The organism is Curvibacter sp. EU05-FHT14A10, assembly GCF_058791075.1.
Genome location: NZ_JBYTDE010000013.1, coordinates 59,202 through 82,511, shown reverse-complemented (window position 1 = coordinate 82,511; position 23,310 = coordinate 59,202). Strand labels below are relative to the sequence as shown.

General features: G+C 64.5%; 24 protein-coding genes. 3 read left to right on the top strand and 21 right to left on the bottom strand.

The genetic code is table 11. The features are described from left to right. Positions 1-26: 26 nt before the first annotated feature. From AC3WUT_RS22055 to flgB, 12 genes are read right to left on the bottom strand one after another with little or no spacing between them, the layout of a single operon-like run. On the bottom strand, positions 27-1,280 hold the full coding sequence (locus tag AC3WUT_RS22055; protein ID WP_492349234.1) for an HDOD domain-containing protein: 1,254 nt from the start codon (positions 1,278-1,280) through the stop codon (positions 27-29). A gap of 8 nt (positions 1,281-1,288) precedes the next feature. Further along, the gene (gene flgL / locus AC3WUT_RS22050; protein ID WP_492349233.1) at positions 1,289-2,509 is read right to left on the bottom strand and encodes a flagellar hook-associated protein FlgL; all 1,221 of its coding nucleotides are present in this window, start codon (positions 2,507-2,509) and stop codon (positions 1,289-1,291) included. Positions 2,510-2,542: 33 nt separating this feature from the next. Then, positions 2,543-4,561: a flagellar hook-associated protein FlgK gene (flgK, locus tag AC3WUT_RS22045; RefSeq protein ID WP_492349232.1), complete on the bottom strand. Its 2,019-nt coding sequence runs from the start codon at positions 4,559-4,561 to the stop codon at positions 2,543-2,545. After that, the gene (gene flgJ, locus AC3WUT_RS22040) at positions 4,558-5,478 is read right to left on the bottom strand and encodes a flagellar assembly peptidoglycan hydrolase FlgJ (protein WP_492349231.1); all 921 of its coding nucleotides are present in this window, start codon (positions 5,476-5,478) and stop codon (positions 4,558-4,560) included. The genes flgK and flgJ overlap by 4 nt, the downstream gene beginning before the upstream one ends. Position 5,479: 1 nt before the next feature. Next, positions 5,480-6,634, bottom strand: coding sequence for a flagellar basal body P-ring protein FlgI (locus AC3WUT_RS22035; RefSeq protein ID WP_492349230.1), 1,155 nt, complete (start codon positions 6,632-6,634; stop codon positions 5,480-5,482). A gap of 20 nt (positions 6,635-6,654) precedes the next feature. Continuing rightward, positions 6,655-7,365, bottom strand: coding sequence for a flagellar basal body L-ring protein FlgH (locus AC3WUT_RS22030; RefSeq protein WP_492349229.1), 711 nt, complete (start codon positions 7,363-7,365; stop codon positions 6,655-6,657). Positions 7,366-7,403: 38 nt separating this feature from the next. Then, positions 7,404-8,186 carry a flagellar basal-body rod protein FlgG gene (gene flgG / locus AC3WUT_RS22025; protein WP_027476397.1) on the bottom strand — a complete coding sequence of 261 codons (783 nt, stop codon included), beginning with the start codon at positions 8,184-8,186 and terminating at the stop codon, positions 7,404-7,406. A gap of 26 nt (positions 8,187-8,212) precedes the next feature. Further along, positions 8,213-8,953 carry a flagellar basal body rod protein FlgF gene (locus AC3WUT_RS22020; protein ID WP_492349228.1) on the bottom strand — a complete coding sequence of 247 codons (741 nt, stop codon included), beginning with the start codon at positions 8,951-8,953 and terminating at the stop codon, positions 8,213-8,215. 43 nt (positions 8,954-8,996) lie between these two features. Next, on the bottom strand, positions 8,997-10,262 hold the full coding sequence (gene flgE / locus AC3WUT_RS22015; protein WP_492349227.1) for a flagellar hook protein FlgE: 1,266 nt from the start codon (positions 10,260-10,262) through the stop codon (positions 8,997-8,999). 36 nt (positions 10,263-10,298) lie between these two features. Further along, the gene (locus AC3WUT_RS22010) at positions 10,299-11,024 is read right to left on the bottom strand and encodes a flagellar hook assembly protein FlgD (protein WP_492349226.1); all 726 of its coding nucleotides are present in this window, start codon (positions 11,022-11,024) and stop codon (positions 10,299-10,301) included. Positions 11,025-11,048: 24 nt separating this feature from the next. Beyond that, a complete protein-coding gene (gene flgC, locus AC3WUT_RS22005; RefSeq protein WP_492349225.1) occupies positions 11,049-11,456 on the bottom strand; it encodes a flagellar basal body rod protein FlgC in 408 nt (135 codons plus the stop codon). Positions 11,457-11,484: 28 nt separating this feature from the next. Further along, the gene (flgB, locus tag AC3WUT_RS22000; protein ID WP_492349224.1) at positions 11,485-11,940 is read right to left on the bottom strand and encodes a flagellar basal body rod protein FlgB; all 456 of its coding nucleotides are present in this window, start codon (positions 11,938-11,940) and stop codon (positions 11,485-11,487) included. 192 nt (positions 11,941-12,132) lie between these two features. Here flgB and flgA point away from each other — a divergent pair, with 192 nt between their 5' ends. From flgA to AC3WUT_RS21985, 3 genes are all read left to right on the top strand, one after another. After that, positions 12,133-12,903 (top strand): flagellar basal body P-ring formation chaperone FlgA, encoded by a 771-nt coding sequence (gene flgA / locus AC3WUT_RS21995; protein WP_492349223.1) that lies wholly within the window; start codon positions 12,133-12,135, stop codon positions 12,901-12,903. A 112-nt stretch (positions 12,904-13,015) separates the two neighbouring features. Next, complete coding sequence (flgM, locus tag AC3WUT_RS21990; RefSeq protein WP_492349222.1) at positions 13,016-13,324, top strand: flagellar biosynthesis anti-sigma factor FlgM; 309 nt, start codon at positions 13,016-13,018, stop codon at positions 13,322-13,324. A 30-nt stretch (positions 13,325-13,354) separates the two neighbouring features. Further along, positions 13,355-13,723: a hypothetical protein gene (locus AC3WUT_RS21985; protein WP_492349221.1), complete on the top strand. Its 369-nt coding sequence runs from the start codon at positions 13,355-13,357 to the stop codon at positions 13,721-13,723. A 99-nt stretch (positions 13,724-13,822) separates the two neighbouring features. Here the strand turns inward: AC3WUT_RS21985 and AC3WUT_RS21980 are convergent, their stop codons facing one another. From AC3WUT_RS21980 to motA, 9 genes are all read right to left on the bottom strand, one after another. After that, the gene (locus AC3WUT_RS21980; protein WP_492349220.1) at positions 13,823-14,539 is read right to left on the bottom strand and encodes an RNA polymerase sigma factor FliA; all 717 of its coding nucleotides are present in this window, start codon (positions 14,537-14,539) and stop codon (positions 13,823-13,825) included. After that, a complete protein-coding gene (locus AC3WUT_RS21975) occupies positions 14,539-15,333 on the bottom strand; it encodes a hypothetical protein (protein WP_492349219.1) in 795 nt (264 codons plus the stop codon). The genes AC3WUT_RS21980 and AC3WUT_RS21975 overlap by 1 nt, the downstream gene beginning before the upstream one ends. Further along, positions 15,326-16,831, bottom strand: a complete 1,506-nt coding sequence (flhF, locus tag AC3WUT_RS21970) for a flagellar biosynthesis GTPase FlhF (protein WP_492349218.1) — start codon at positions 16,829-16,831, stop codon at positions 15,326-15,328. The genes AC3WUT_RS21975 and flhF overlap by 8 nt, the downstream gene beginning before the upstream one ends. Further along, the gene (gene flhA, locus AC3WUT_RS21965; protein ID WP_492349217.1) at positions 16,828-18,912 is read right to left on the bottom strand and encodes a flagellar biosynthesis protein FlhA; all 2,085 of its coding nucleotides are present in this window, start codon (positions 18,910-18,912) and stop codon (positions 16,828-16,830) included. Before flhA ends, flhF begins: the two co-directional genes overlap by 4 nt. Beyond that, positions 18,909-20,057: an EscU/YscU/HrcU family type III secretion system export apparatus switch protein gene (locus AC3WUT_RS21960; RefSeq protein ID WP_492349216.1), complete on the bottom strand. Its 1,149-nt coding sequence runs from the start codon at positions 20,055-20,057 to the stop codon at positions 18,909-18,911. Before AC3WUT_RS21960 ends, flhA begins: the two co-directional genes overlap by 4 nt. Before the next feature lie 214 nt (positions 20,058-20,271). Next, entirely contained in the window at positions 20,272-20,907 is a 636-nt protein-coding gene (locus tag AC3WUT_RS21955; RefSeq protein WP_492349215.1) for a protein phosphatase CheZ, read from the bottom strand. A gap of 7 nt (positions 20,908-20,914) precedes the next feature. Continuing rightward, a complete protein-coding gene (cheY, locus tag AC3WUT_RS21950) occupies positions 20,915-21,301 on the bottom strand; it encodes a chemotaxis response regulator CheY (protein ID WP_492349214.1) in 387 nt (128 codons plus the stop codon). A 60-nt stretch (positions 21,302-21,361) separates the two neighbouring features. Next, on the bottom strand, positions 21,362-22,309 hold the full coding sequence (gene motB / locus AC3WUT_RS21945; protein WP_492349213.1) for a flagellar motor protein MotB: 948 nt from the start codon (positions 22,307-22,309) through the stop codon (positions 21,362-21,364). 25 nt (positions 22,310-22,334) lie between these two features. Further along, on the bottom strand, positions 22,335-23,195 hold the full coding sequence (motA, locus tag AC3WUT_RS21940; protein WP_019576265.1) for a flagellar motor stator protein MotA: 861 nt from the start codon (positions 23,193-23,195) through the stop codon (positions 22,335-22,337). Between the last annotated feature and the right edge of the window lie 115 nt (positions 23,196-23,310).

The window sequence follows — 23,310 nt, the reverse complement described above, 5'->3', positions numbered from 1 at the left end:
CGGCGGGCCGCCAGCTTGCTGACGCCTCAGCTGCGGGTGGCCGCGTTGGCCGGCACGTGCTGGCTCAGCAAGGTGTGCAGCAGGGCGCGGTTCAGGTCTTCGGTGTCGAGCTCATGGGCGTGGCGCAGCGCCCGCACGGTGGCCGTGTCGGCGCTGTCGATGGCGCGGGCCAGATCGAGTGCCGGCAGGTAGGGGCCGGACTGGGTGACGTTGGCCGAGTAGATGCGTTCGGACAGCGGCAGGCGGTGCAGGATGCTGCCCAGGGGCTCGTTCATCAACACGTCGAGTTGCGAGAACAGGCCGCACAGGTAGACCTCGCGGCGCAGGTCTTCTTCGATGCCGGCGTCCAGGATGTGCTCCATCAGGCGGGCCCGCAGCACCATGCCCTGGCGCACCGGTTGCAGGTTGAGGTCGGTGCCGGCGTGGGGCAACTGGCCGACCAGCCAGCGCTCCAGCTGGGTGTAGCCCATCATCATCAGCCCTCGGCGCAGTGAGTCGATGCCGGTGCGCAGGCCTAAAGCGGCCGAATTGGTCAGGGTCAGGAAGCGGTAACTCAGAATGGGTTCTTCGCTCAGGATGTCTTCGATGATGTCCATGGACTGGTCTTGCCCGATGGCGCGCAACAGGCGCTCGATGATGCTGCGTGCCGGGGCCAGTTCGCGCCCGCGGTGGCCGTACAGAACGTCGTCGTCGGGCCAGCCCAGCAAGGCCAGGCCGTGTTTCTGGTCCAGGCAGTGGTCGATCAGGGCGGCGCTGGCGATGTTCTCGTAGTAGTGCCCAGGCTGCACCGGGCTGCGCAAAAAGGCGGTGGAAGGCGCGTTGGGCTGGCGTTTCTGCTGCAGTGCGGCCTGCAGGGCGGCGGCAGCGTCTTCGGGTTGCAGATTCAGCAGGCAGCGGTGCACCGGGCGGTCGGGGGCGGGCGGCGGCATGTGGCGCACATCGCCGCGCCAGATCACACGCAGGCCACGTCGATGGGCTTGAACCACCCGGCTCTGCAAGCCGCCGTCGGCCTCCAGCCAGTCACCGGGCACCTCGATCTGGGGTGACTGGGCGTCGCCGTGTTCCAGCAGGCCTGCCAGCAGGGCCGGGGTCTCGGCACACAGCAGCAAGGGTGGCGCGTCAGCGGTCCAGAGCTCGTCGAGCGTGCGCAGCAGGTGGGGGGCGTCGACCGGCATGGCCGGCTCGGGGGCCACGCGCAGCTGGACACCGGCCAGTTCGCGGTTGCGACCCCACAGAGGGCGGTAGCCGAGGGTGATGCTGCCCAGGACGGATTGGACCATTCGATGTGCTACTTCAGGAAATCAAACAGGGACATGCTCTGGATCTGAGCATAGGACTTCAGCGCCGCCTGGTAGCCTGTGGTCTGGTTCTGGAAGTCCGAGATCCCCTGAAGCATATCCAGATCTTCGGCTCTTGAGCGGTCGCCTTCGAGTTGGACCGCCTTGGTCTGCTGGTTCGAGTCAATCACGTCGGCCTGGTTCAGGTAGTCACCGGCCAGGCCCCGTGCCGCCTGCACCGAGACGTAGGCGTTGTCGAGCGAGGCGAGTGAGCCGCTGACCGAGGCCTGGGCACTGGTGCCGCTGCTGGCGTTCTTGATGCCCGCGATGGCGCTGTCCATGACGTCGAAGATCGAGGCCTTGGGCTTGACCGTGAAGCTGTCACCGGCCGCGGGGGTGCCGGTCAAGGTCATCTGTTGATCGGCGTTGCCGGCGCCGCCAAAGGTCACAGTGCTGCCGGACATGGTCAGGCTGCCCGAGGTGGTCGGTGGGGTGGCCGACAGGTTGGTGACGGTGTAGGTGGTCCCGGAGGTGAAATTGATCTGGTAGTTGTTGCCGGCCAGCACATTGGGTGAGGTGGGGACCAGGATGGTGCCGGCACTGGCGGTGGCCGTGCCCGTGTTGGCCGACTGTGCACTGATGGCGAAGGCGCCGGTGGTGGGGCTGACATTGGCAAAGGCCGCCTGACCATCGATGGTGTTGGGAATGGTCAGGTCGGTGCCATTGGTTTGCCCGCCCAGGCCTGCGAACACCACGCCCGCCGTGGCATTGGGCTCGACGAAGGGGGTGTTGGTGCTGCCCAGGCCGCCAAACAGGGCCTGCCCGTTGGCATCGGTGGTGTTGGCGTAGGTCAGCAGTTGGTTGCGCAGGGTGGTCAGCTGCGAGGTGATGGTGCCCAGGTCGCTGGCGGTGTTGGCGCCATTGCCGGCCTGCACCAGCAGTTCACGAAAGGACTGGATCGCATCGCTGGCTTGGCCAAGCACGGTTTCTGCGTGCGACATATTGTCTTTTTGCAGTGACAGCGCGCGTTGCTGGATGGTGACCTGGGCCGAGCGGGTGATGGCGCGCTCGGCCTGGGCGGCCGCTGTGGGGTCGTCGCTGGGTTTGAGCACGCGCTTGCCGGACGTCAGATTGCCCTGCAACTGGGTCAGCCGCGACTGGCGGCCACCAATGTTGTTGATGGCGGAGGCATAGGCGTCGGCCGATCCGACGCGGGCGAAGAAGTTGGACATGGTGTCTGCCTTTCAGCCACTCAATGGGTTGGGTCAGTGCATGACCTGCAGCAAGGTGTCGAAGATGCTCTGGGCGGTCGACACGATCTTGGCCGAAGCCTGGTAGGCCTGCTGGTATTGAAGCAGGTGGGCGGCTTCTTCGTCCAGGTTGACCCCCGAGACCGAGGTGCGGGCGGCTTCGGCGTTGGCCGCGATCGAGCCCGAGACATCGGCCGCGTACTGGGCACTCTGGGCCCGCACACCGACTTGGGCCATCAGGCCGGCGTACAGGTCGGACATCGGGGTCTGGTCGGCCGTGACGCTGCGCGAGGCCAGGCCCAGCATGGACTTGGCATTGCCGCCGTCGTTTTTCTGGATGCCCGTGGTGGGTTGTTTCACCGTGACGCTGTCACCGGTCTGCGGTGTGCCGGTGAGGGTCAGGTTCCAGCCATTCCAGCTGATGGCCTGGCCTGGCGTGTAGTTGGCGCCTGTGACCAGTGTGGTGCTGGTGGTGGTATCCACCACGTTGTACTGGTTGGCACTGGTGAAGGTGATCTGCACCGTGTCGTTCAGGTTGGCGTTGTTGGCGTAGTAGGTGGCCGGGCTGCCGGTCTGCAGGGCCCAACTGGCGGGCGATGCCGGTGCGGCAGCAATGGCCTTGACGGACAGCGTGCCCTGGTTGGCCGCCGCCGGTGTGGCCACGACCGGGTTCGACATGGCCAGCGACGCCGGCGAGGACAGGGCCACGCTCATGGTGCTGGCGGCCGTGTCGTAGGGGCGCAGCAAGAAGGTGTCGCCGGCGGCGCCACCGGCACTGCTGGGCAGGGCATTGATGGACAGGCCCCCCACGGTGTAGGAGGGCGGCGGCCCGGCGGTGGTGACCATGCTGCTGGTGACGTCGACGGGCCCGTTGGCCGTGTTGGCCATCACCTTCGCGATGGTCGGGCTGCCGCCCGAGGGCGCCCCCAGGGTGATGGTGTAGGTGGCCACGTCCAGGGCCTGGTCGTTGGCCACATAGGCCCCCAGAGTGGCCGCGGGGGCACTGTTGGTGGCGCCGGCAATGGCGGTCATGGTGATCGGTGCGAACAAGGCCTTGCCGGTGTTGCCATTCAGGTCGACACCCGCAAAGTGCTGCTCGTTCATGTCCGTGGTCACCGCTACCGCCATGCGCCCGAGCAGGTTGCGGGCTTCGGCCAGGTCGGTGTTGTGAAAGCGCAGCAGGCCCACGGCTTCGCCGCCCCCCAGGGCGTTCTCGTCAACCTCTGTGGTCTGACCGTTCCCGGCCTGGGTGATCGTGAGCTTGAGGGTGTTGCCGTCGCCCGGAAATTCAATCGGCTGTGTGAAGTTCACGGTCGCGGCCTGGGCGCCCAGCACCAGCGGCTGGTTGGCCAGGAAGATGCTGAGGGTGCCGTCGTTCACCTTGACGGTGGTGGTCTGCACCTTCTGGTTGAGCTGGCTGAGCAGGTTGTCCCGCTTGTCCAGCAGGTCGTTGGGTGGCTGGCCCGAACTTTGAGCGAAGGAGATCTGCGCGTTCAGGCTGGCCAGTTGTTGGGCCAGCGAGTTGATCACGGTCTGGTCGTCCTTGAGCTGCAGCTGGGTGTTTTGCTGCAGGTCGCTGAGCTGGGTGCTGGCGCTCTGGAAGCGCGAGGTCATTTCCTGCGCCTGGGTGATGGCCACGGTGCGTGCGGTCAGGTCGGTGGGCGCGTTGGCCACGTCCGAGAACGCGTTGATGGTGTTGTTGATGGCCTGCCCCAGACCGTTGGTGCCCCCGAGGAAGATGTTCTCCATCTGGGCCACTTTGTCGGCCCGTGCAGCGTCCAGCGACTTGATGGACGCGGTGGCGGTGGCCTGCTTGGTGAGGAACTCGTCGTACACGCGCTGCACGGTCGAGACTTCGACGCCTTTGCCGATGTAGCCGCTGCCGGTGAAGTCACCCTGCACTGCGCTCATCACGGCGGTCTGGCGCGAATAGCCAGGGGTGTTGACGTTGGAGATGTTGTTGCCGGTGACCTGCAGGGCCACCTGGTTGGACATCAGGGCGCGCGCGCCCAGGTTGAGCAGGCCGCCACTCATGCGACACCTCGCCAGGGTTGGTTGCGCTGCAGTTGCTGCGTGGTGTTGATGGCCTTGCTGAGCTTGCTGGCGTAGGACGGGTCGGTGGCGTAGCCGGCGCGCTGAAGTTCATTGGCAAACGCGACCACCGAGCCGGTCTGCTGGCGGGCATTGGCGTAGCGAGGGCTCTGGTTGATCAGCTTCGCGTAGTCCTGGAACGACTGCTCGTAATTGTCGTAAGCGCGGAACTTGGCGGTGGTCTTGCGGGCTTCGCCGTTCACGTACTCGGTGGTGGTCACCGTGGCGACCTTGCCCGTCCAGCCCGGCCCGGCCTTGATGCCGAACAGGTTGTAAGAGGGGCTGCCGTTGGCATTCTTGATCTCGTGCTTGCCCCATCCGGTCTCATGGCCGGCCTGGCCCAGCATGTAGCTGGCCGGGATGCCGCTTTGCTGCTCGACCTTGGCGGCGGCGCCTTGCAGGCGCTGCACAAAGGCGGCCTGGCTGGCGGTGGTCTTGACCGGCGTGGCCGATGTGGCCGCGGGGGTGGCCTGCGACTTGGCGGGCAGCACGGTGCTGAGTCGATTGCCCAGCGACAGCGTGCTGGGGGTCTCGAAGGCCGGTGTTTCGGGCACGCCCATCTGGCGCGACAGTTGTTTGGCGATCAGGTCGGACAGGCCGCCGGGCTTGCCTGACATCTGCACCGAGAACTGCTGGTCGAGCATGTCGGTGCCCATGTTTTCCTGGGCGCTGTCGAGCATGCCCGACTTCATGGTGGCCTCGCGCATGCTCTTGAGCATTTCACGCATGAACAGCGATTCGAACTGCTTGGCCGCCTCCTGGATCGCGGCGGGATCTTTTTGCCCGGCCTGGAGTTTGAGGTTGTCGAGCGACCTCGAGTCCGTGGCGAGCTGGTTGTTGACCAGCGGCGAGAGTGCCATGTCAGATCACCTCCAGCTCCGCGTTCAGAGCGCCTGCAGCCTTGATGGCCTGAAGAATGGCCAGCAGATCCTGCGGGGTGGCGCCCAGCGCGTTCAGGGCGCGCACCACATCGGCCAGTTGTGGCGAGGCCGGCAGGTTCATGATGATGCCCGGATCCTGCTTGATCTGGATATCGGCCTTCTGGGCCACCACGGTCTGGCCGCCCGACAGGGCATTGGGCTGGCTGATCACCGGGGTCGAGCTGATGGTGACCGAGAGGTTGCCGTGCGCAATGGCGCAGGGCCCCAGGGTCACGGCCTGGTTGAGCACGATGGAGCCGGTGCGCGTGTTCATCACCACCTTGGCTGCTGGCACCATGGCTTCGATGGGCAGCTCTTCCAGGTCGGCAATGAAGTTCACCCGGGCGTTCGGGTCGTTGGGGGCCTTGACCTGCACGGTGCGGCCATCCAAGGCGCGGGCAATGCCATTGCCGAGTTTGTTGTTGATGGCAGCGGCCACGTGGCGGGCGGTCTGGAAGTCGGAGGCGTTCAGGCCCAGGCTGATGGTGTCGCCCTCCTGCAGCGGTGTGGGCACCGAACGCTCGACCTGGGCACCGGCCGGGATGCGGCCTGCGCTCAGGTGGTTGATCTGCACCTTGCTGCCGCCGGCTGAGGCACCGGCGCCACCCACGACCAGGTTGCCCTGAGCCAGGGCGTAGATCTCGCCATCCACGCCGCGCAAGGGGGTGGTGACCAGGGTGCCGCCCTTGAGGGACTTGGCGTTGCCGATCGAGGAAACGTTGATGTCGATGGTCTGGCCGGGCTGGGCGAAGGCTGGCAATTGGGCGGTGACGATCACCGCGGCCACGTTCTTGAGCTGCAGCTGGGCCGAGCCGACGGGCAGGGTGATGCCCAGTTGCTGCATGTAGTTGGACAGGCTCTGGGTGGTGTAGGGCATCTGGGTGGTCTGGTCACCCGTGCCATCCAGTCCCACCACCAGGCCATAGCCCGTCAGCGAGTTGCTGCGCACGCCCTGGATGGCGGCCACTTCCTTGATGCGGATCGCCTGCGCAGGCGTGCCGGTCAGTGCCAGGGCCATGAGGACCAGGGTCGCCAGGCACCGGACCCAGGGGCGGGTGTCTTGCCTGGCGCTTGTGAATGCGAGCATGGAGTTCATGCTTCACATTCTGGAAGCTTTCAGAACGGGCTAAGCGTCGAAAAGAATCGGGACAACCAGCCAATTGTCTGGGCTTCGTCGGCGCCGCCGCGACCCCGGGAGTGGATGCGCACGTTGGCCACCTGGGTGGAGGCCACGATGGAGCCCGGCTGCAGCGAGCGCGGATCGACCGTGCCCGAGAACTTCATCACATCCACGGTCTGGTTCAGGCCGATCTGCTTTTCACCACTGACCACCAGGTGGCCGTTGGGCAGCACATCGATGACGGTGGTGGTGATGGTGCCGGTGAAGGTGTTGGCGGCCTCGACATCGCCCTTGCCGGAGAAGGTGTTGTCGGTGCTGGCGCCCAGGTTCAGCTTGCTGGCCGTGGAACTGGAAAGGAACGGGAAAGCCGTGACCCCTGACGAGGTGGATGACTTGCGGGCGGTGTCGGTCGACACCTTGGTGCTGGCCGTGACGCTTTCGATGATCTGGATGGTGACCACATCGCCGACCAGGCGGGCGCGCCGGTCTTCGAAGGCCGGGCGGTAGGCCGAGGTTCGGAACAGGCTGCCGGCCGAAGCCGGTGCAGCATGCGTCATCGGGGCCAGGTCTGGCGGGGTGGTGGGCAGCACGTCGACTTTGGGCACGGGGGCCAGCGTTTCGCAGGCGGTGCACAGGGCGGTCGCGCAGGCCAGCAAGGTCAGTCGCACGACAGGGCGGGCGACCCAGGCGGAAAGTGAGGTGTTCATGGCAATCCTTCAGTCGAGACCTCAGTCCCGGGTCAGGCTCAGATCTGGCTGAGCTTTTGCAGCATCTGATCCGTGGTCTGCACGGCCTTGGAGTTCATTTCATAAGCGCGCTGGGTCTGGATCATGTTGACCAGCTCCTGCACGATGTTCACGTTCGAGGTTTCGACAAAGCCCTGCATCACGGTGCCCAGGCCGTTGGCGCCCGGGGTGCCGGTGGCCGGTTGGCCCGAGGCAGCAGTCTCGGCGTACAGGTTGCCCCCCTTGGGCTCCAGGCCGGCCGGGTTGACGAAGTTGGCCAGAGCGATGGTGCCCATGGGTTGGGGCGCGGTGTTGCCGGGGATGGTGGCGGTGACCACGCCGTCGGCGCTGATGGAGACGCTCTGGGCCGTGGCCGGGATGGTGATGCCGTTGGCAATGGGCAGGCCGGCCGAGGTGACCAGGCGCCCCTGCGAGTCGAGCTGGAACGAGCCGTCGCGGGTGTAGCCGATGGTGCCGTCGGGCATGGTGACCTGGAAGAAGCCATTGCCCTTGACGGCCACGTCCAGCGAGTTGCCCGATTGCTGCATGCTGCCCTGGGCAAAGGAACGGGCAGTGGCCACCGTGCGCACCCCCAGGCCAACCTGCAGGCCCGTGGGCAGTTGCGACTGCTCGGTGCTGTTGGAGCCGACCTGGCGCAGGTTCTGGTACATCAGGTCTTCGAACACGGCATTGGCGCGCTTGAAGCCATTGGTGGAGACGTTGGCCAGGTTGTTGGAAATCACGTCCAGCTGGGTTTGCTGGGCTTCCATGCCGGTCTTTGAAATCCAGAGCGAGTTGATCATGAGGGTTCTCCTGGGGCGCTGTCGGCTCAACCTTGCACGTTGAGCAACTGGCTGGCGGCCTTGTCGTTGCTCTCTGCGCTGGTCAGCAGCTTCATGTTGTTTTCGAACTGGCGGGCGGCCTGGATCAGGCCCACCATGGCTTCCACCGAGTTGACATTGGAGCCTTCAAGGGCGCCGGTCTGCAGTTTGGCGGTGGCATCGGTGTTCAGCGGGTTGCCCGAGGCGGCGCGAAACAGGCCGTCGGCCCCGCGGCGCAGCGGGTCGTCCGCCGTGGGGGTGACCAACTTGAGCCGGCCCAACGTGTTGGGGGGCTGGCCGGCCGTCTTGGAGGTGATGGTGCCGTCGTTGCCGATCGACAGTTCGGCATTCGGGGGCACGTCGATGGGCGCCCCGCCATCGGACAGGATGGGCAGGCCAGCCGTGTTGACCAGGGTGCCGGTGGACGAGATCTGCATGGCGCCGTTGCGCGTGTAGGCCTCGGTGCCATCGAGCCCCTGAACCGAGAACCATGAATTGCCCTGGGTCATGGCATCCATGGTGTTGTTGGTGCGCTGGGCCGGGCCGGCGCTGTTCTTGTAGCCCGTGGTGGCCTCCAGGGCGAACACCCGGGTGCTGGCCCCCGACCCTTCCAGAGGCACCGAGCGGTACGCCGTCATCTCGGCCCGGAAGCCGTTGGTGGAGGCGTTGGCCAGGTTGTTGGACAGCACGCTGGTCAACTGCGTGGCCGCGTTGGCGCCAGTCATCGCGGTGTAGATCAAACGGTCCATGGGGTGCTCTCAGGGGTTCGGGGTGGCAGCGCTGAGTTCAGGATCAGCGCAGGTTGACCAGCGTGTTCATGATCTGGTCTTCGGTCTTGATGGTCTGCGCGTTGGCCTGGTAGGAGCGCTGCGCCGTCATCATGTTGACCAGTTCCTGGGTCAAGTCGACGTTGGACTCTTCCAGGGCGCCGGCCTGCAGGGCGCCGAAGTTGCCGCTGCCGGGTGTGCCCTGGGTCGGGGGGCCGGAGGCGAAGGTTTCCTTCCAGTCGCCGCCATTGACCTGCATCAGGCCCTGGTTGTTGCGGAAGCTGGCCAGCGCCAGTTGACCAGCCGACTGGGTGGTGCCGTTGGAGTAGCTGGCCGTGAGGGTGCCGTCGGCGCCGATCTTCACGCCCGTGAGCTTGCCGTCGGCATAGCCCGTCTGGGCCACGTTGTTGGTGGCAAAGGCCGATGCGAACTGGGTGGTGCCGGTCAGATCCAGCGTGAACTGCACCTGATTGGCCCCGTCAGTGGGGGTGGCCGGGCCACTGATGCTGATCTGCCCGTTGCCGGACACGGTGGTGTCCAGCGCACCGCTGGCGGTGAATGTCAGGGTGGCTGGCGTGGCCGCGGTGATCGCACCGGTGTCGGTCTTGGTGTAGACGTTCCAGGTGCCGGCGGTGGCGGTCTTCTGGAAGTAGACAGAGACAGGCACCGTGTTGCCCAGCGAGTCGTAGGCATTGAAGGTGGTGCTGTACTGGCCCAGCAGGGGGTCGGCTGCGGTCAGTGTGGTGTCCACCGTGGCGTTGGCCGGCAGGTTGAACTGGGCCGTGGCGCCATAGGTGGTGGGCGAGGTGGTGGCGTCGTCCGCCGTGGCCTTGGCTGCGATCGAGCCCGAGGTGGGCAGGGTCAGCGGGGTGGGGCTGGTGCTCAGGGGCTTGCCGGTGGTGGGGTTGGTCTGGTAGCCCAGCACCTTGGCGCCATTGTTGGTGACGATGTAGCCGTTCTTGTCGAGCTTGAAGTTGCCGGCGCGGGTGTAGCCGGCCGAGCCATCGGCCTCCTGCAACTGGAAGAAGCCGTTGCCATTGATGGCGGCATCGAGGTTGTTGCCGGTGATGTTCAGCGTACCCTGCGAAAACTGCTGGGACACGGCGCCCACGGTGACGCCGATGCCCGCGTTGTCGCCACCGGCCACACCAATGGCCGAAGACACCAGCTCCGAGAACTCGGCGCGTGAAGCCTTCATGCCGTAGGTGTTGGCGTTGGCGATGTTGTTGCCGATGACGTCAAGGCCCTTGGAAGAGGCGTTGAGTCCCGAGAGTCCTGCTTGAAAGCCCATGTTGTGCTCCTTGGATGCGAGAGAGGGGGACGTGGATCAATAGACCGAAACGATCTTGTCGTAGCTCACCGTGCCGCCGTTCTGCAGCGAGATGGCCAGGGCGCCGTTGCTGGTGCCCACTGAGCTGACCACGTCATGCGAGTAGGTGGTGGGGGTGACGCTGGCGCTGCCGTTCTTGGCCGTGACCGAGAACTTCAGCGGCCCGGTGCCCTTGTAGGACGAGGCATCCCAGGTCACGTCGTGGCGGCCGGCGCTCTGCGTGCCCATGGGCACGGTGGCGACCAGCGAGCCACTGGAATCAGTGATCTGCACCTTCACGTCAGCAGCATTGCTGGGCAGATCGAAGGTGCCGGTGGCGGTGGCCTTGCCTGCGCTTGTGCCTGTGCCGGTGGTGATCGTCATGGTGTTCCCGGCGGTCAACACCTCGTGGCCGATCAGGCCGCCACCCTGCATCAGCTGCATGGAGGAGAACTGGCTGGCCATGGTCTGCATGGTGGTGTTGAGCTGCTGGATGCCGGTGACGGTGTTGATCTGTGCGATCTGCGAGGTCATCTGGGCGTTGTCCACCGGGTTCATCGGGTCCTGGTGGGTCATCTGGGCCACCAGCAGTTTCAGGAAGCGGTCCTGCTGGTCGGCGGCACTGGTGGTGCCGATGCCATTGGCGCTGGTGCTGCTCGATGTGCTGGAGGCGCCGCTGGTGGCATTGGCCCCCGTGCTGGTGGTGTAGGAGTAGCCGTTGGTGGCGTCAAAGGAGATGGTCATGGTGAAAGTCCTGTTGGCCGGTAGTTAGGAGCCCATCTGCAGGGTCTTGAGCAGCAATGACTTGGCGGTATTCATCACTTCCACGTTGTTCTGGTAGGCGCGCGAGGCCGAGATCATGTTGACCATCTCCTCCACCGGATTGACGTTGGAGTGCGCGACAAAGCCTTCGGCGTCGGCCATCGGGTGGTAGGGGTCGAAATCCTTGCGGCCCGGGGTGTTGTTCTCGGTGACGGCGGTGACCTTGACGCCTGCGGTGGTGCCGTTGTCGGCCATGGGCACGGTCTGGAAAACCACCTGCCTGGCCTTGTAGGTCTGGCCGTCGGGGCCGGCCACGGCGTCGGCGTTGGCCAGGTTGCTGGCCACCACGTTGAGGCGCTGCGACTGCGCACTGATGGCGCTGCCGGAGACATTGAAGATCGAGAACATCGACATGGGTGGCCTTCCTGTTCTGTTCAGCCGTTCACTGGCCCTGGATGGCGCTCAGAATGGTCTTGGTGTAACCATTGATGAAACGCAGCGTGGCCTCGTACCGGACCGAGTTGTCTACAAAGTTGGCGCGTTCGCGATCCAGGTCCACCGTGTTGTTGTCCATGGCGGGCTGGGAGGCCACCGCGTAGCCTTGTTGCAGCGAGGTGGTCGACAGCATCGGCAAGGGGATGTGGCCGGGCTGGCTCATGCCCGCGGCGGCAGCGGAGCCGCCGGCACTGGCCGAGGCGTCACTGGACGGGCTCATCTTCAGCGTCAGGTCCGACAGGGCATTGACGTCACGCATGGCGTCGGCGAACTTGAAGTCGCGCGCCACGTAGCCAGGGGTGTCCGCGTTGGCGATGTTGCTCGCGATCGTCCGCTGACGTTCGGCGCGCAGGGACAACGCCTTGGCCTGAAAGTCGATGGGTTGGGTGATCTTGTTGAGCATGTCGGTTCTCGCGGGGCTGGCGGTCTGGGTGGCGGGTGGGTTCTCCGGGTTGCTGTCGATTATGGAAATCCGGCCTGTTGCCGATCAGCCGATGAAGCCGCGGAAAGACCGGTTGTTTGATCGATCCGTGTCGGGGCGGCGCCCTACAGTTGCCCATGTCAAAAGGCCGTCAGGCCGTGTCCGGAGAACGCCATGAACCCATCCCAAGCCCGCAACCCCCAAGCCATCCGCAGCCGTTTGCATCGGTTGGCGGCTTGTGTGCTGCCCCTGGCCGGCCTGTTGCTGGGCACGTGGAGCGCCCCGGTCGTGGCCCAGCAGGCCAACCTGGACAGCGAGGCCACCCGCCTGACCCAGCAGTGGATCGATCAGGAGTTGGCGCGCAGCCAGTCCACCCAGGCCATGCCTTTGCGCATGGAGGTGGTGGTGGGTTCGCTGGACGAGCGCCTGCGCCTGGCGCCCTGCGCCAAGGTGGAGCCCTATCTGCCGGCGGGGCAGCGGCTTTGGGGGCGCACCCGCCTGGGTTTGCGCTGCACCGAAGGCAGCGTGCGCTGGAATGTGTTCCTGCCGGTGCAGGTCAAGGCCTTCGGGCCGGGTTGGGTGCTCAAGGGCAATGTGGCTTCGGGCGCGGTGCTCAATCAGGGGGACGCGATGGAGGCCGAGGTGGACTGGGCTGCCGAGAACGCGGCCATCGTTTCCGATCCTGCGCAGTGGGTGGGCCAGGTGGCGGCCCGCATGTTGCTGCCTGGGCAGGCGCTGCGCCAGTCCATGGTCAAGCCGCCGCAGGCCTTTGCCGCAGGCACCCAGGTGCGCGTGGTGGCCCAGGGCCCGGGTTTTCAGGTCACGGCCGACGGCCAGGCCCTGGGTGCCGGCGTGGTGGGGCAATTGGTCCGCGTTCGCATGGAGAACGGTCGTATCATGAATGGCACAGTGTTGGATCGAAACACCGTTCAGGTCGAGATCTGAGCGTGTTGCGCACTCTTTTTTGAGTCAATTTTTGCAATTGGGCTAAAGTTTCTCTGCCGCAGGTCGAAGAAAAGGCCACGGTACTCCATCAATAGGGGTCTTGGAGAGAACGATGAAAATTGGTCAAACGCCAGACATCCCTGTTGCAGTCACATCAACAGGGACGCAAGTCACAGGTCAGGGGTCGGCGGCCCCACCGGTCAAGAAGACCAGCAATTCGACAGCAGGCACCTCGGTTTCGGTGTCCAGCCTGGCCCAGACGTTGGGTTCTGGCTCGACCGACAGCGACATGGACCTGGACAAGGTCAGCGCCATGCGTTCGGCGATCGACAATGGCACGTACAAGGTGAATGCTGGCGCCATCGCAGACAAGCTGCTGTCCAACGCGCAGGAAGTCCTGCAGCGTGGAACTTCCCAGTAAGCACGCGCTTACTTAATTTGAATTGGAGTCATGGTGACGAATCGGGTTGCGTTTGAGGCCTTGCTCTCCGGTGTGGAGTTGCAACTGGACGCGATTGCCCAGGCCTTGGGCGGGCAAAACCCCGATGAGCTGGAGGCCGGTTCGCAGGCCTTGCGCGATGTCACCCTGCAGTTGACCCGGATTGCCCTGCCGTCTGCGCAGGACACGAGCCCGGAACTGCGCCAGCGTGTTCAGGCCATCAGCGCTCGCCTGGCGGTGTTGCGGGAAAGTCTGCAGCGTCTGGCCGTTCACGCAGATCGGGCTGTGACCACCTTGCTGCCCCGTGCGGGTGACGGTGCCACCTACGGCAAATCCCTGGGCCGAGGTGGCGCGGGCTTGGCCAAAGCCTATAAATCCTGAAAATTCGAGGGTGCGCGCTCGGGTGTAAACCCGTTCAGGCGTGGCCTGAATCGCGTCGGTGCGCCGTGGGCGTCTTGCGGGGGGCTTGTTGTCGTCGCCTCAGTGGCTGCGCATCTTGGCGCGCAAGCGGGCGATTGACTGGCTGTGCAACTGGCAAACACGCGACTCGGTGATGCCGAGCACGGCGGCGATTTCCTTGAGGTTCATGTCCTGCTCGTAGTACATGCTCATGATGTACTGCTCGCGTTCGGGCAGACCTTCGATCGCACTGACCAGGGATTGGCGCAGGCGCTGGTTGCGCAGCAACTCAAGTGGGTTGGCCTCGTCGTCGGCCACGTGGCGGTCGAGAAAACTGTCGTCATCGTCATGCCCGCCGGTCATGTCTTCGATGTAGACCAGTTGCGTGCCACGGACCTTGCCCAGCAGGCTCTGGTAGTCGGCCAGACTCATCTCGAGTTCGGCGGCGATTTCGGATTCGATCGGGCTGCGGCCCAGCTTTTGCTCCAGCCGGTGCACGGCATGCTCGATGTCTTTCTGGCTCTTGCGCGAGCCGCGCGACATCCAGTCGCCTTCGCGCAGTTCATCGAGCATGGCCCCGCGGATGCGCTGGGTGGCAAAGGTCTCGAACTGCACGCCCTGACTGGCCTGGTAGCGTGTCAGGGCCTCGGTCAAGCCGATCATGCCGACCTGGATCAGGTCGTCTACCTCAACATTGGGGGGCAGCTTCGCAATCATGTGGTGCGCCAGCCGGCGCACCAGGGGTACGTACTGCTTGAGCAGTGCGTCCCGGTTGAGCTGACCTTTTGCCGTGTACATCAATGGCTCCGAACCAAATGAACCTCTTCGTCTGCAGGGCGGTGAAGCAGGGAGGCCGGGGCTGCGCCAAGGGGAATCGCATTCTCCATCAGTCGCAGGGCCAGCATCTGGATATCGCGCCCTGCCACCTCATCGTCAGTGAAAGACTTTACTGTCATTGAATCGAGGTAGCAACCCATGTGACGGGTGAAGCAATTCTGCAGTGTTTTGCGGGCCTGCAAGGCGCGCATGACCACAGTTTGTGTCGGTTCCGTCACCATGATGGCCACGGAGGGCATCAGCAATGCCTGCTCCATCAGCACTTTCATGGCCTGGTAGGCGCTGAGCATGTGACGCGGCTCAGGCGCCACCGGCACCAGGGGGCGTACGCCTGTGTTGGCCAGCGCGGGACCCAGTCTGGCCGCGCTGCCATAGGCCAGCAGCATGCCAAAGGGGCTGAAATGCTCGCCCAGGGTCTCGCGCCCGTGGGCATCGAGTTGGCCCGTGCGGGTGAGTTCGCGCCAACCCAGGGCCGCGGGCACGATGGTCCAGGGCAACGCCAGATCGGCCACTTCAGAGGGGCTGCACTGGTCGCTCAGGATCTGCAGCAGGCCGGGCGTCTCGTCGGTTTCGGGGCTGTCCGTGTCCAGCACCGCCACCGACAGACCTTGTTCGACAAAGCCCTGGCAGAGTTGCCACAACAGGCGCAGTTCGGGCTCGCCGCTGCTGTGCCGGATCACCGGGACCAGGCGCAGCACCGGTTGGGGCATCTGCCGGCGCAGACCGGCACTTTGATCAAGACCCGCTTCAAACATGGGCACTCTCCGAGACGGCCATGTTGCTGTTGGAGAAGAAGTAGTTCAGGTCGACGGCCTTGGGGTCGAACGCGGACTTGCCCGGGGTGCGCATGGAGGCGCGCACCAGCTTGCCGGCGTCTGCGGCTTCCCAGTCTTCGGGTACGCGCTGGCCATTGGTGACCCCGCGCAGCACCACCTGGTGGCGGATCAGGGCGTCGAGGGCCGGGCCGAGTTTCACGGCTTCATCGACCTTGGACAGGATGGTCTGTTGCACGCCAGTGGTCTTGAAGCACGACAGGGTGTCGTCGATGGTGTCGCCATGGCTGCCGGCATTGACCACCAGCAGCTTCTGGATACCGGGCAGGTCTAGCACATCGAGCATCTCGCGCTTGCGGGGATCGCGCGGGGCCAGACCGGTGGTGTCGATCAACACCATCTTCTTGTTGCCCAGCAGACCCAGCAGGTCTTGCAGGGCGGCGCGGTCATGGGCCAGGTGGGCCACCACGCCGAGCATGCGGCCGTAGGTGCGCAGTTGTTCGTGCGCGGCGATGCGGTAGGTGTCGAGGGTGATCAGGCCCACGCTGCCCGGGCCATGCACGCGTGCGCACAAGGCGGCCAGCTTGGCGGTGGTGGTGGTCTTGCCCACGCCGGTGGCCCCCACCAGGGCGAAAATGCCGCCTTCTTCATACAGGGGGTAGCTGTCGGCGTCGGTCTTGAGGTTGCGCTCCAGCACTTCCATCAGCCAGCGCACCGCTTCGGCCGGGCCGGTCTCGGCCGGCAGGCGTTCCAGGATGGCACGGGCCAGGGCGGGCGAGTAGCCGGCGCGGATCATCTTGAGCATCAGGTTGGACTGGATCGGGTCCTGCTTGGCCTGGCCCAGCCAGGCCAAGGTGTTGAAGCGCTCTTCGATCAGCTCCTTCATGGCCTGCAGTTCATTGACGATGCCCTGCTGGTTCACGGCCGGTGCGGCGGCCTGGGCCACCGGGGCCTTGGCGCGGGCCGGCGTGACGTCTTCGAACACCGGGCGGGTGACGGCCGGGCGAGGGGCCGGGGCCTTTTTGAAGGCGATCGGCTGGATGTCCCTGGGGGCGGGGGCGGGCATCTCGCGCTGGGTGCGCGGGGCCATCTGGGCCATGGGGGCCTGGTCTTCGGCGGCCATGGCTTCCTGGCGGCGGCGCAGCATGCGTTCGCGCACATAGTCCTGGAAGGACAGGGTGCTCATGGCCAGCTCGGCGGTGTCTTCGCGCACACCACGTGGGCCCAGTTCGGGCGGGTTCATGGTCGCCAGCTTGCGGCTCAGGCTGGAGCCGGGCACCTGGGTCAGGCCGTGGCCTTGCGACGGGGCGCCTTCGGTGTGCTGCTCCAGGGCCGACAGGGCATCTTCGCCCGTGGCCATCACCTCGACGCCATTGGCCGTGGGGCGGTTGGACAGGATCAGGGTTCCCTCACCAAAAGCCATTCGTGCCTTGGCCAGTGCTTCGCGGGACGTTGCGGCGTGAAAGCGCTTGATGTTCATGATGCGGCACCTCTCAGGATGGGACCAATGCGGATCGTGTGTGTTTCAGGGATTTCGCTGTGCGCCAGGACTTGCATGCGGGGCGCCAGCCGGCGCACCAGGCGAGCCATGGCGCCGCGGATCTGGTCCGGGACCAACAGGCAGGCGGGCAAGCCCATCTCTTCTTGCTTGTTGGCGATTTCGGCAGCGCTGCGGGTCAGCGCGTCGGCCACACCCGGGTCGAGGGCGGTGCCGTTGTTGTTGCCCAGGGCCTGCACCAGCAGGCGTTCCAGGCCGGGCTCGATGGCGATGACATTGAGTTCACGCGCCGGGCCGTAGATCTGTTGCACGATGGCCGGCGACAAGGCGATGCGCACGCGGCGGGCCAACTCGACCGGGTCGGTGATGGTGCCGGCGAACTCGGCCAGGGTTTCGATGATGGTGCGGATGTCCCGGATGTGCACAGCCTCTTCCAGCAGCAGCTGCAGCACTTTCTGGAAGTTGGCGATGGTGACCATTTTGGGGACGACTTCTTCAATCAGTTTCGGGGCCAGTTTGCTCACATGCTCGACCAGTTGCTGGGTCTCTGTCCGGCTCAACAACCTGGCGGCCTGTGTTTGCATCAAGTGTGACAAATGAGTGGCCACCACGGTTTCTGAATCAACCACGGTAAAGCCTGCCATTTGCGCCGCTTCCTTCTGGCGATCGTCGATCCAGTGTGCTGGGAGGCCAAAGGCCGGGTCGGTGGTGGCGGTGCCGATCAAGGGCGTGGTGATGCCGCCCGGATTGATGGCCAGGAACATGCCGGGGAAGGCTTCGCCCTCGCCGACCATCACGCCACGCAGGGTGATGCGGTAGGCGCTGGGCTTGAGTTCGAGGTTGTCGCGCACGTGCACGGCCGGGGGCAGAAAGCCCACCTCCTGGGCGAACTTGCGGCGCACCCCCTTGATGCGGGTCAGCAGATCGCCCTGGCGCTTCTTGTCGACCAGGGAGATCAGGCGGTAGCCCAGTTCCAGCCCCAGCAAGTCGATGGGCTGCAGATCGTCCCAGCTGGCCTCGCCGTCGTTGGTGGCGGGCGGCGGCGGCGGCGGCACATTCTTTTCGCGTTCCAGACGGCGCGACAGGCGCCAGGCCCCATAGCCGATGGCTGAGCCCATGCTGAGGAACACCACGTGGGGCATGCCCGGCACGATGCCCAGCAGCGCCAGGATGGCCGCAGTGATGCCCAGCACGCGGGGTGAGCCCAGCATCTGGCTCATGATCTGCTTGCTGACGTCGTGTTCCTTGCCCACGCGCGAGACCACCATGGCGGCGGCCACCGAGATCAGCAGGCCGGGAATCTGGGCCACCAGCGCGTCGCCGACGGCCAACAGGATGTAGGAGTCAGCGGCCTGACCGGCGCTCAATCCATGCTGCACCACCCCCACCGTGAAGCCTCCGACGATGTTGATGAGCAAGATCAGGATGCCTGCCATGGCATCGCCGCGCACAAACTTGGAGGCACCGTCCATGGCCCCGAAGAAGTTGGCTTCTTCGCCCACTTCGAGACGGCGGCGACGTGCTTCGGCTTCGTCGATCAGGCCGGCATTGAGGTCGGCATCCACCGCCATCTGCTTGCCGGGCATGGCGTCCAGGGTGAAGCGGGCCGACACTTCGGCAATCCGCTCGGCGCCCTTGGTCACCACCACGAAGTTGATCACCACCAGGATGGCAAACACGATCAGACCGACCGCAAAGTTGCCGCCGATCAGGAAGTGGCCAAAGGCCTCGATCACGGCGCCCGCTGCGCCGGCGCCGGTGTGGCCTTCGAGCAGCACCACCCGGGTGGAGGCCACGTTGAGCGACAGGCGCATCAGCGTGGTGAGCAGCAGCACCGAGGGGAAGGCCATGAAGTCGAGTGGGCGCACCATGTAGGCCGCCACCATCATCACCATCAGCGCCACTGCGATGTTCAGGGTGAAGAAGGTGTCCAGCAGCCAGGCCGGCATGGGCAGCACCATCATGGACAGGATCATCACCACCAGCAGCGGCGCGGAGAGGCCCTGGATCAGGTGGGCGTGCGGGCCCAGGCGTTGTTGCAGTGTTTTGAGCAGATCGTTCATGCGTCAGCTCCGGCCCGGGTGGGCTTGTTGAGCGGATCGAGTTCAGGCGGCACGTGCGGATCGGGCTGCTGGGGCATCGGGCCCTGACCCCGCATGGCCGCCTTGAGGCGGTACACATAGGCCAGCACCTGGGCCACGGCGGCATACAGGCTGGAGGGGATGGTCTGGTCCAGCTCGGCGTGGGCATACAGGGCGCGGGCCAGCATGGGCGATTGCAGCACCGGCACCGAGTGGCTGTTGGCGACTTCGCGGATCTTGAAGGCCAGCAGGTCGGCGCCCTTGGCGATCACCTGTGGCGCGGCCATGGTGGCTTCGTCGTACTTCAGGGCGACGGCAAAGTGGGTTGGGTTCATCACCACAAAGTCGGCCTTGGGCACGTTGGCGATGCTTCGGCGCTGGGCCAGTTCGCGCTGCTTGGCGCGCAGCTTGCTCTTGACTTGCGGGTTGCCCTCGGCATCCTTGTTCTCGCGCTTGACTTCGTCGTGCGACATCTTCAGCTTGTCCATGAAGAAGTGCTTTTGCAGCGGGACATCGATCACCGCAGCGGCAAACACGGTCAGCAGCAACAAGGACAGACCCTTGACGATCCAGTTGACCAGGTGCATCACGGCGGACGCAGAGGGTTGCATCAGCAAGGACGCGATTTCTTGAAAGCTGCTCGACAGGTAGTGCCAGCCCGTCCAGCCCATGATGGTGGACAGCAGCATCAGCTTGAGGACGTTGACAGCCTGCTGCTTGGAGAAAAGATTGCCGATGCCCGAGATGGGGTTGAGCCGGTTCAGGTCGGGCATCATGGGCTTGAAGCTCATGACCCAGCCGCCCGAGGCCACCTCACTGGCGATGGCTGCGCAGGCGATGACGGCGGCGAACAGCAGCGACGCCCCGACAGCGATTGCTGTCATGTGCTGCAACTGGTTGATCATGTTGGCCGGCCGCAGCAGGGTCTCGGCATTGAAAGTCAGTTGCTGGACGAGCGCCTGCTTGAGGTGCTGCACCAGCGGTGGGGTCATGACCCACAGGGCAGCGGCACCGGCTCCCAGCACCACCATGTGAGACAAGTCCTTGGAGCGCGAGGCCTGGCCATCGCCGCGCGCTTGGCTGAGCTTGCGCTGTGAGGCTGGTAGGGGGCGGTCTTGGTTGTCCATGGTGACGGTACGAGGCTGTAACCGTCATTCTGAAAGGCCGGCGGGAAATCTAAAGTCTGAAAAGAGGGGCCATTCAGGCCTGTTCCCAGTGTGGCGAACGGATGTTCGCCCCGAGGCCATTTGAATGGCAGAAATGGTATTGCTGCCGTTTGGGCGTGCTATGGTGCTGGGCTGACCCGCCGCGGCCAGCCGTACCCCACCGGCCCAGGAGGGCTCAGAAGCCCAGGCTGGCCAGCAGATCGTCCACCTGCGATTGATCGGTGACGATGTCGGGTGTGTGTTCGGGGTCCACCACCGGCCCTGCCAGGTGTTCGCGCGGCGCCACGGCCGGTGTTTGCAGGGCCACCGGGTTGGGGGCGGTCTGAATCACCAGCTGAACCAGCTGTTCTTCGATGGTGGCGGCCAAGCTGACCACGCGGGCAATCACCTGACCGGTCAGATCGTGAAAGTCTTGCGCCATCATGATTTCGGTCAGGTGGCTGTCGGCTTCACGGGTGCGCTTTTCCACATCCGCCAGGTAGTTGAGCAGGCGCCCGCTGGCCACGGCGCGAACCGGGTCCTTGATCAGGGCGGCTTTCACGGCCTGGGTGTCGCTGGCGAGCTCGTCCTGTTCGCTCTTGGCCAGTTCTACGCGATTGAGCACCTTCTCGGCGGCTTCCCCGGTGAGCCTGGCGATGTAGGACAGGCGGCTTTTGGCATCCGGCAGCTCACCCATGGTGCCCCGCAGGCGCTCGGTGTAACCCAGCTCATTGAGTGCGTTGTGCAGCTGCCGGGTCAGGTGACCGATTTTTTGATGGACGTCGGTGGCGTCGCCATGGCTCGCAGACTGGGTGGAGTCGCTGGTATCCATGGTGATCTCACAGGCCCATTTTCTTGAGGATGTTGGCCACCTTCTCTTCGAGAGTGGCTTTCGTGAAAGGCTTCACGATGTATCCGGCCGCCCCGCCTTGGGCCGCTGCCACGATGTCTTCCTTGCGGGCTTCAGCCGTCACCATCAGCACCGGCAGGTGCTTGAGTTTTTCGTCCGATTTGATTTCGGTCAACAACTGGAAACCGTTCATGTTCGGCATGTTGATGTCCGTGACCACAAAGTCGAAGCGACTGTTGCGCAATTTATTCAATGCCGCGACGCCGTCTTCGGCCTCGTCAGCTTCGGTGTACCCGCTTTCTTTGAGCAGGTTCCGCACGATTCTTCGCATCGTCGAGAAGTCGTCGACGATGAGAAAGCGAAGGGTGTTTGCCACAGGTGACCCTTTCGATCTTGAAATTCTGTGTAAAAAGTCTTTAGGAGCGCTACCGGGATGTTAAGGTTTTTTTCCGCTCAAAACCTCAGTTTCTTTCCCGTTCTCGGTTTCTGTTGTGCTGGCAGGCATTTTTATTGAACTCAGCAGTCGTTCTTCAGCCTCCCGGGTCATCACCGTGATGCTGATGCGCCGGTTGACTGGGGCACGGGGGTTGTTCCTGTCCATCAGGTCGACCGCTGCCAGGCCCACCACCCGGGCCAGTTTGTCGTCAGGCATGCCTGCCGCCACCAATTCGCGGCGCGATGCGTTGGCCCGATCGGCTGAGAGTTCCCAGTTGCTGTAGCCCCGTTCGCCATTGCCATAGGGCGCGGCGTCCGTGTGGCCGGCCAGGCTGATGCGGTTCTCCACCCCGTTGAGGGCATTGCCGATCTCGCGCAGGATGTCGCGCATATAGGGTTTGACCAGTGCGCTGCCGCTGTCGAACATGGGGCGGTTTTGATCATCGACGATCTGGATCTGCAGACCGTCGGGTGTGATCTCCAGCTTGATCTGTGACTTGTACTCGTTGAGTTTGGTGCTGTCCGTGATCAAGGCCTCAATCTTGTTCTTGAGGTTGGCCATGCGCTTGGCATCTTGCTTGGCCAGTTCGGCGCGCACGGCCTCCGGGTGGTTTTTGGCGGCCGACTTGGCGTCGGCGGCCTGGTCGGCCTTCATCACCTGTCCCACTGACTTGCTCAGATCGGTGCCCCCGCCAGGGATGATGCTGGAACTGTTGCCGGCCCCTGAGCCGCCCGCCATGGCCACCTTCATGGGCGAGGCGAAGTACGAGGCAATGCCCTGCAGCTCGCCCTTGGCCGTGGAGCCCAGCAGCCACATCAGCAGGAAGAACGCCATCATGGCCGTCACAAAGTCGGCATAGGCGATCTTCCAGGCGCCCCCGTGCGCAGCGTGGCCGCCTTTCTTGACCCGCTTGATGATGATGGGCTGTAGCTTTTTGGCGTCTGCCATGGTGGTGCGCTTGTCTGCCTGCTATTTATTTCTTGCCGCGCACGTGCGATTCCAGTTCAGAGAAGCTGGGTCGGTCGGTCGAGAACAGCACCTTGCGCCCGAACTCGATCGCGGTGGTCGGGTTGTAGCCTTGCATGCTGGCCAGCAAGGTGGTCTTGATGCACTGCAGTTCCTTGGCGGCATCTTCCATCTTCTGCTCCAGCAGGCCACCCAGGGGCTCCATCACGCCGTAGGCCAGCAAGATGCCCAGGAAGGTCCCCACCAGCGCCGAGCCGATCATGCCCCCGAGCACCGCGGGCGGCTGGCCCACCGAACCCATGGTGTTCACCACCCCCAGCACGGCCGCCACAATCCCGAAGGCCGGCAGGGCGCCCGCCAGGCGGCCCAGTGCCGCCACCGGGGCGTGGGCTTCGGCATGGTGGGTGTCGATTTCGGAGTCCATCAGCGCTTCAATCTCGTGAGCATTGAGGTTGCCCGACACCATCATGCGCAGATAGTCGGTGGTGAATTCGATCACATGGTGGTCATGGCCCACCACGGGGAATTTGCTGAAAATGGGCGAGTCGTGAGGCGATTCAACATCTTTTTCAATCGCCATCAAGCCCTCTTTGCGCGCCTTCTGAAGAATTTCATAGAGCATGGTCAGCAACTCCATGTAGCGCGCCTTGGTGTATTTCGAGCCCTTGAGGGCATCGGGCAGCGCCTTCATGGTGGCCTTGAGCACCTTGGGTTGGTTGTTCACCACAAAGGCGCCCAGGGCGCCTCCAAAGATGGTGATCATCTCGAAGGGCAGGGCATGCAAGATCACGCCAATATTGCCGCCGTGGGCAATGTAGACGCCGAAGATGCAGCCTAGACAGACGACGTAGCCGATGATGACGAACATGCGGGGTCAGGTGTTTGCGGCTAGACAGGGCCGGTTGATCGGGTTTTGCCCATCCACCGAACACAGCGGATGGGGCATTGACAGCTCTAAATGTATCGGATTGCTGTGGCCATCA

What these genes read in the sequence shown, in the direction of transcription:
- AC3WUT_RS22055 (WP_492349234.1), bottom strand. Translation starts at nt 1,280, where the DNA reads ATGGTCCAATCCGTCCTGGGCAGCATCACCCTCGGCTACCGCCCTCTG.
- flgL (WP_492349233.1), bottom strand. Translation starts at nt 2,509, where the DNA reads ATGTCCAACTTCTTCGCCCGCGTCGGATCGGCCGACGCCTATGCCTCC.
- flgK (WP_492349232.1), bottom strand. Translation starts at nt 4,561, where the DNA reads ATGAGTGGCGGCCTGCTCAACCTGGGCGCGCGCGCCCTGATGTCCAAC.
- flgJ (WP_492349231.1), bottom strand. Translation starts at nt 5,478, where the DNA reads ATGGCACTCTCGCCGCTGGTCAACAACCAGCTCGCCACGGACTCGAGG.
- AC3WUT_RS22035 (WP_492349230.1), bottom strand. Translation starts at nt 6,634, where the DNA reads ATGAACTCCATGCTCGCATTCACAAGCGCCAGGCAAGACACCCGCCCC.
- AC3WUT_RS22030 (WP_492349229.1), bottom strand. Translation starts at nt 7,365, where the DNA reads ATGAACACCTCACTTTCCGCCTGGGTCGCCCGCCCTGTCGTGCGACTG.
- flgG (WP_027476397.1), bottom strand. Translation starts at nt 8,186, where the DNA reads ATGATCAACTCGCTCTGGATTTCAAAGACCGGCATGGAAGCCCAGCAA.
- AC3WUT_RS22020 (WP_492349228.1), bottom strand. Translation starts at nt 8,953, where the DNA reads ATGGACCGTTTGATCTACACCGCGATGACTGGCGCCAACGCGGCCACG.
- flgE (WP_492349227.1), bottom strand. Translation starts at nt 10,262, where the DNA reads ATGGGCTTTCAAGCAGGACTCTCGGGACTCAACGCCTCTTCCAAGGGC.
- AC3WUT_RS22010 (WP_492349226.1), bottom strand. Translation starts at nt 11,024, where the DNA reads ATGACCATCTCCTTTGACGCCACCAACGGCTACTCCTACACCACCAGC.
- flgC (WP_492349225.1), bottom strand. Translation starts at nt 11,456, where the DNA reads ATGTCGATGTTCTCGATCTTCAATGTCTCCGGCAGCGCCATCAGTGCG.
- flgB (WP_492349224.1), bottom strand. Translation starts at nt 11,940, where the DNA reads ATGCTCAACAAGATCACCCAACCCATCGACTTTCAGGCCAAGGCGTTG.
- flgA (WP_492349223.1), top strand. Translation starts at nt 12,133, where the DNA reads ATGAACCCATCCCAAGCCCGCAACCCCCAAGCCATCCGCAGCCGTTTG.
- flgM (WP_492349222.1), top strand. Translation starts at nt 13,016, where the DNA reads ATGAAAATTGGTCAAACGCCAGACATCCCTGTTGCAGTCACATCAACA.
- AC3WUT_RS21985 (WP_492349221.1), top strand. Translation starts at nt 13,355, where the DNA reads ATGGTGACGAATCGGGTTGCGTTTGAGGCCTTGCTCTCCGGTGTGGAG.
- AC3WUT_RS21980 (WP_492349220.1), bottom strand. Translation starts at nt 14,539, where the DNA reads ATGTACACGGCAAAAGGTCAGCTCAACCGGGACGCACTGCTCAAGCAG.
- AC3WUT_RS21975 (WP_492349219.1), bottom strand. Translation starts at nt 15,333, where the DNA reads ATGTTTGAAGCGGGTCTTGATCAAAGTGCCGGTCTGCGCCGGCAGATG.
- flhF (WP_492349218.1), bottom strand. Translation starts at nt 16,831, where the DNA reads ATGAACATCAAGCGCTTTCACGCCGCAACGTCCCGCGAAGCACTGGCC.
- flhA (WP_492349217.1), bottom strand. Translation starts at nt 18,912, where the DNA reads ATGAACGATCTGCTCAAAACACTGCAACAACGCCTGGGCCCGCACGCC.
- AC3WUT_RS21960 (WP_492349216.1), bottom strand. Translation starts at nt 20,057, where the DNA reads ATGGACAACCAAGACCGCCCCCTACCAGCCTCACAGCGCAAGCTCAGC.
- AC3WUT_RS21955 (WP_492349215.1), bottom strand. Translation starts at nt 20,907, where the DNA reads ATGGATACCAGCGACTCCACCCAGTCTGCGAGCCATGGCGACGCCACC.
- motB (WP_492349213.1), bottom strand. Translation starts at nt 22,309, where the DNA reads ATGGCAGACGCCAAAAAGCTACAGCCCATCATCATCAAGCGGGTCAAG.
- motA (WP_019576265.1), bottom strand. Translation starts at nt 23,195, where the DNA reads ATGTTCGTCATCATCGGCTACGTCGTCTGTCTAGGCTGCATCTTCGGC.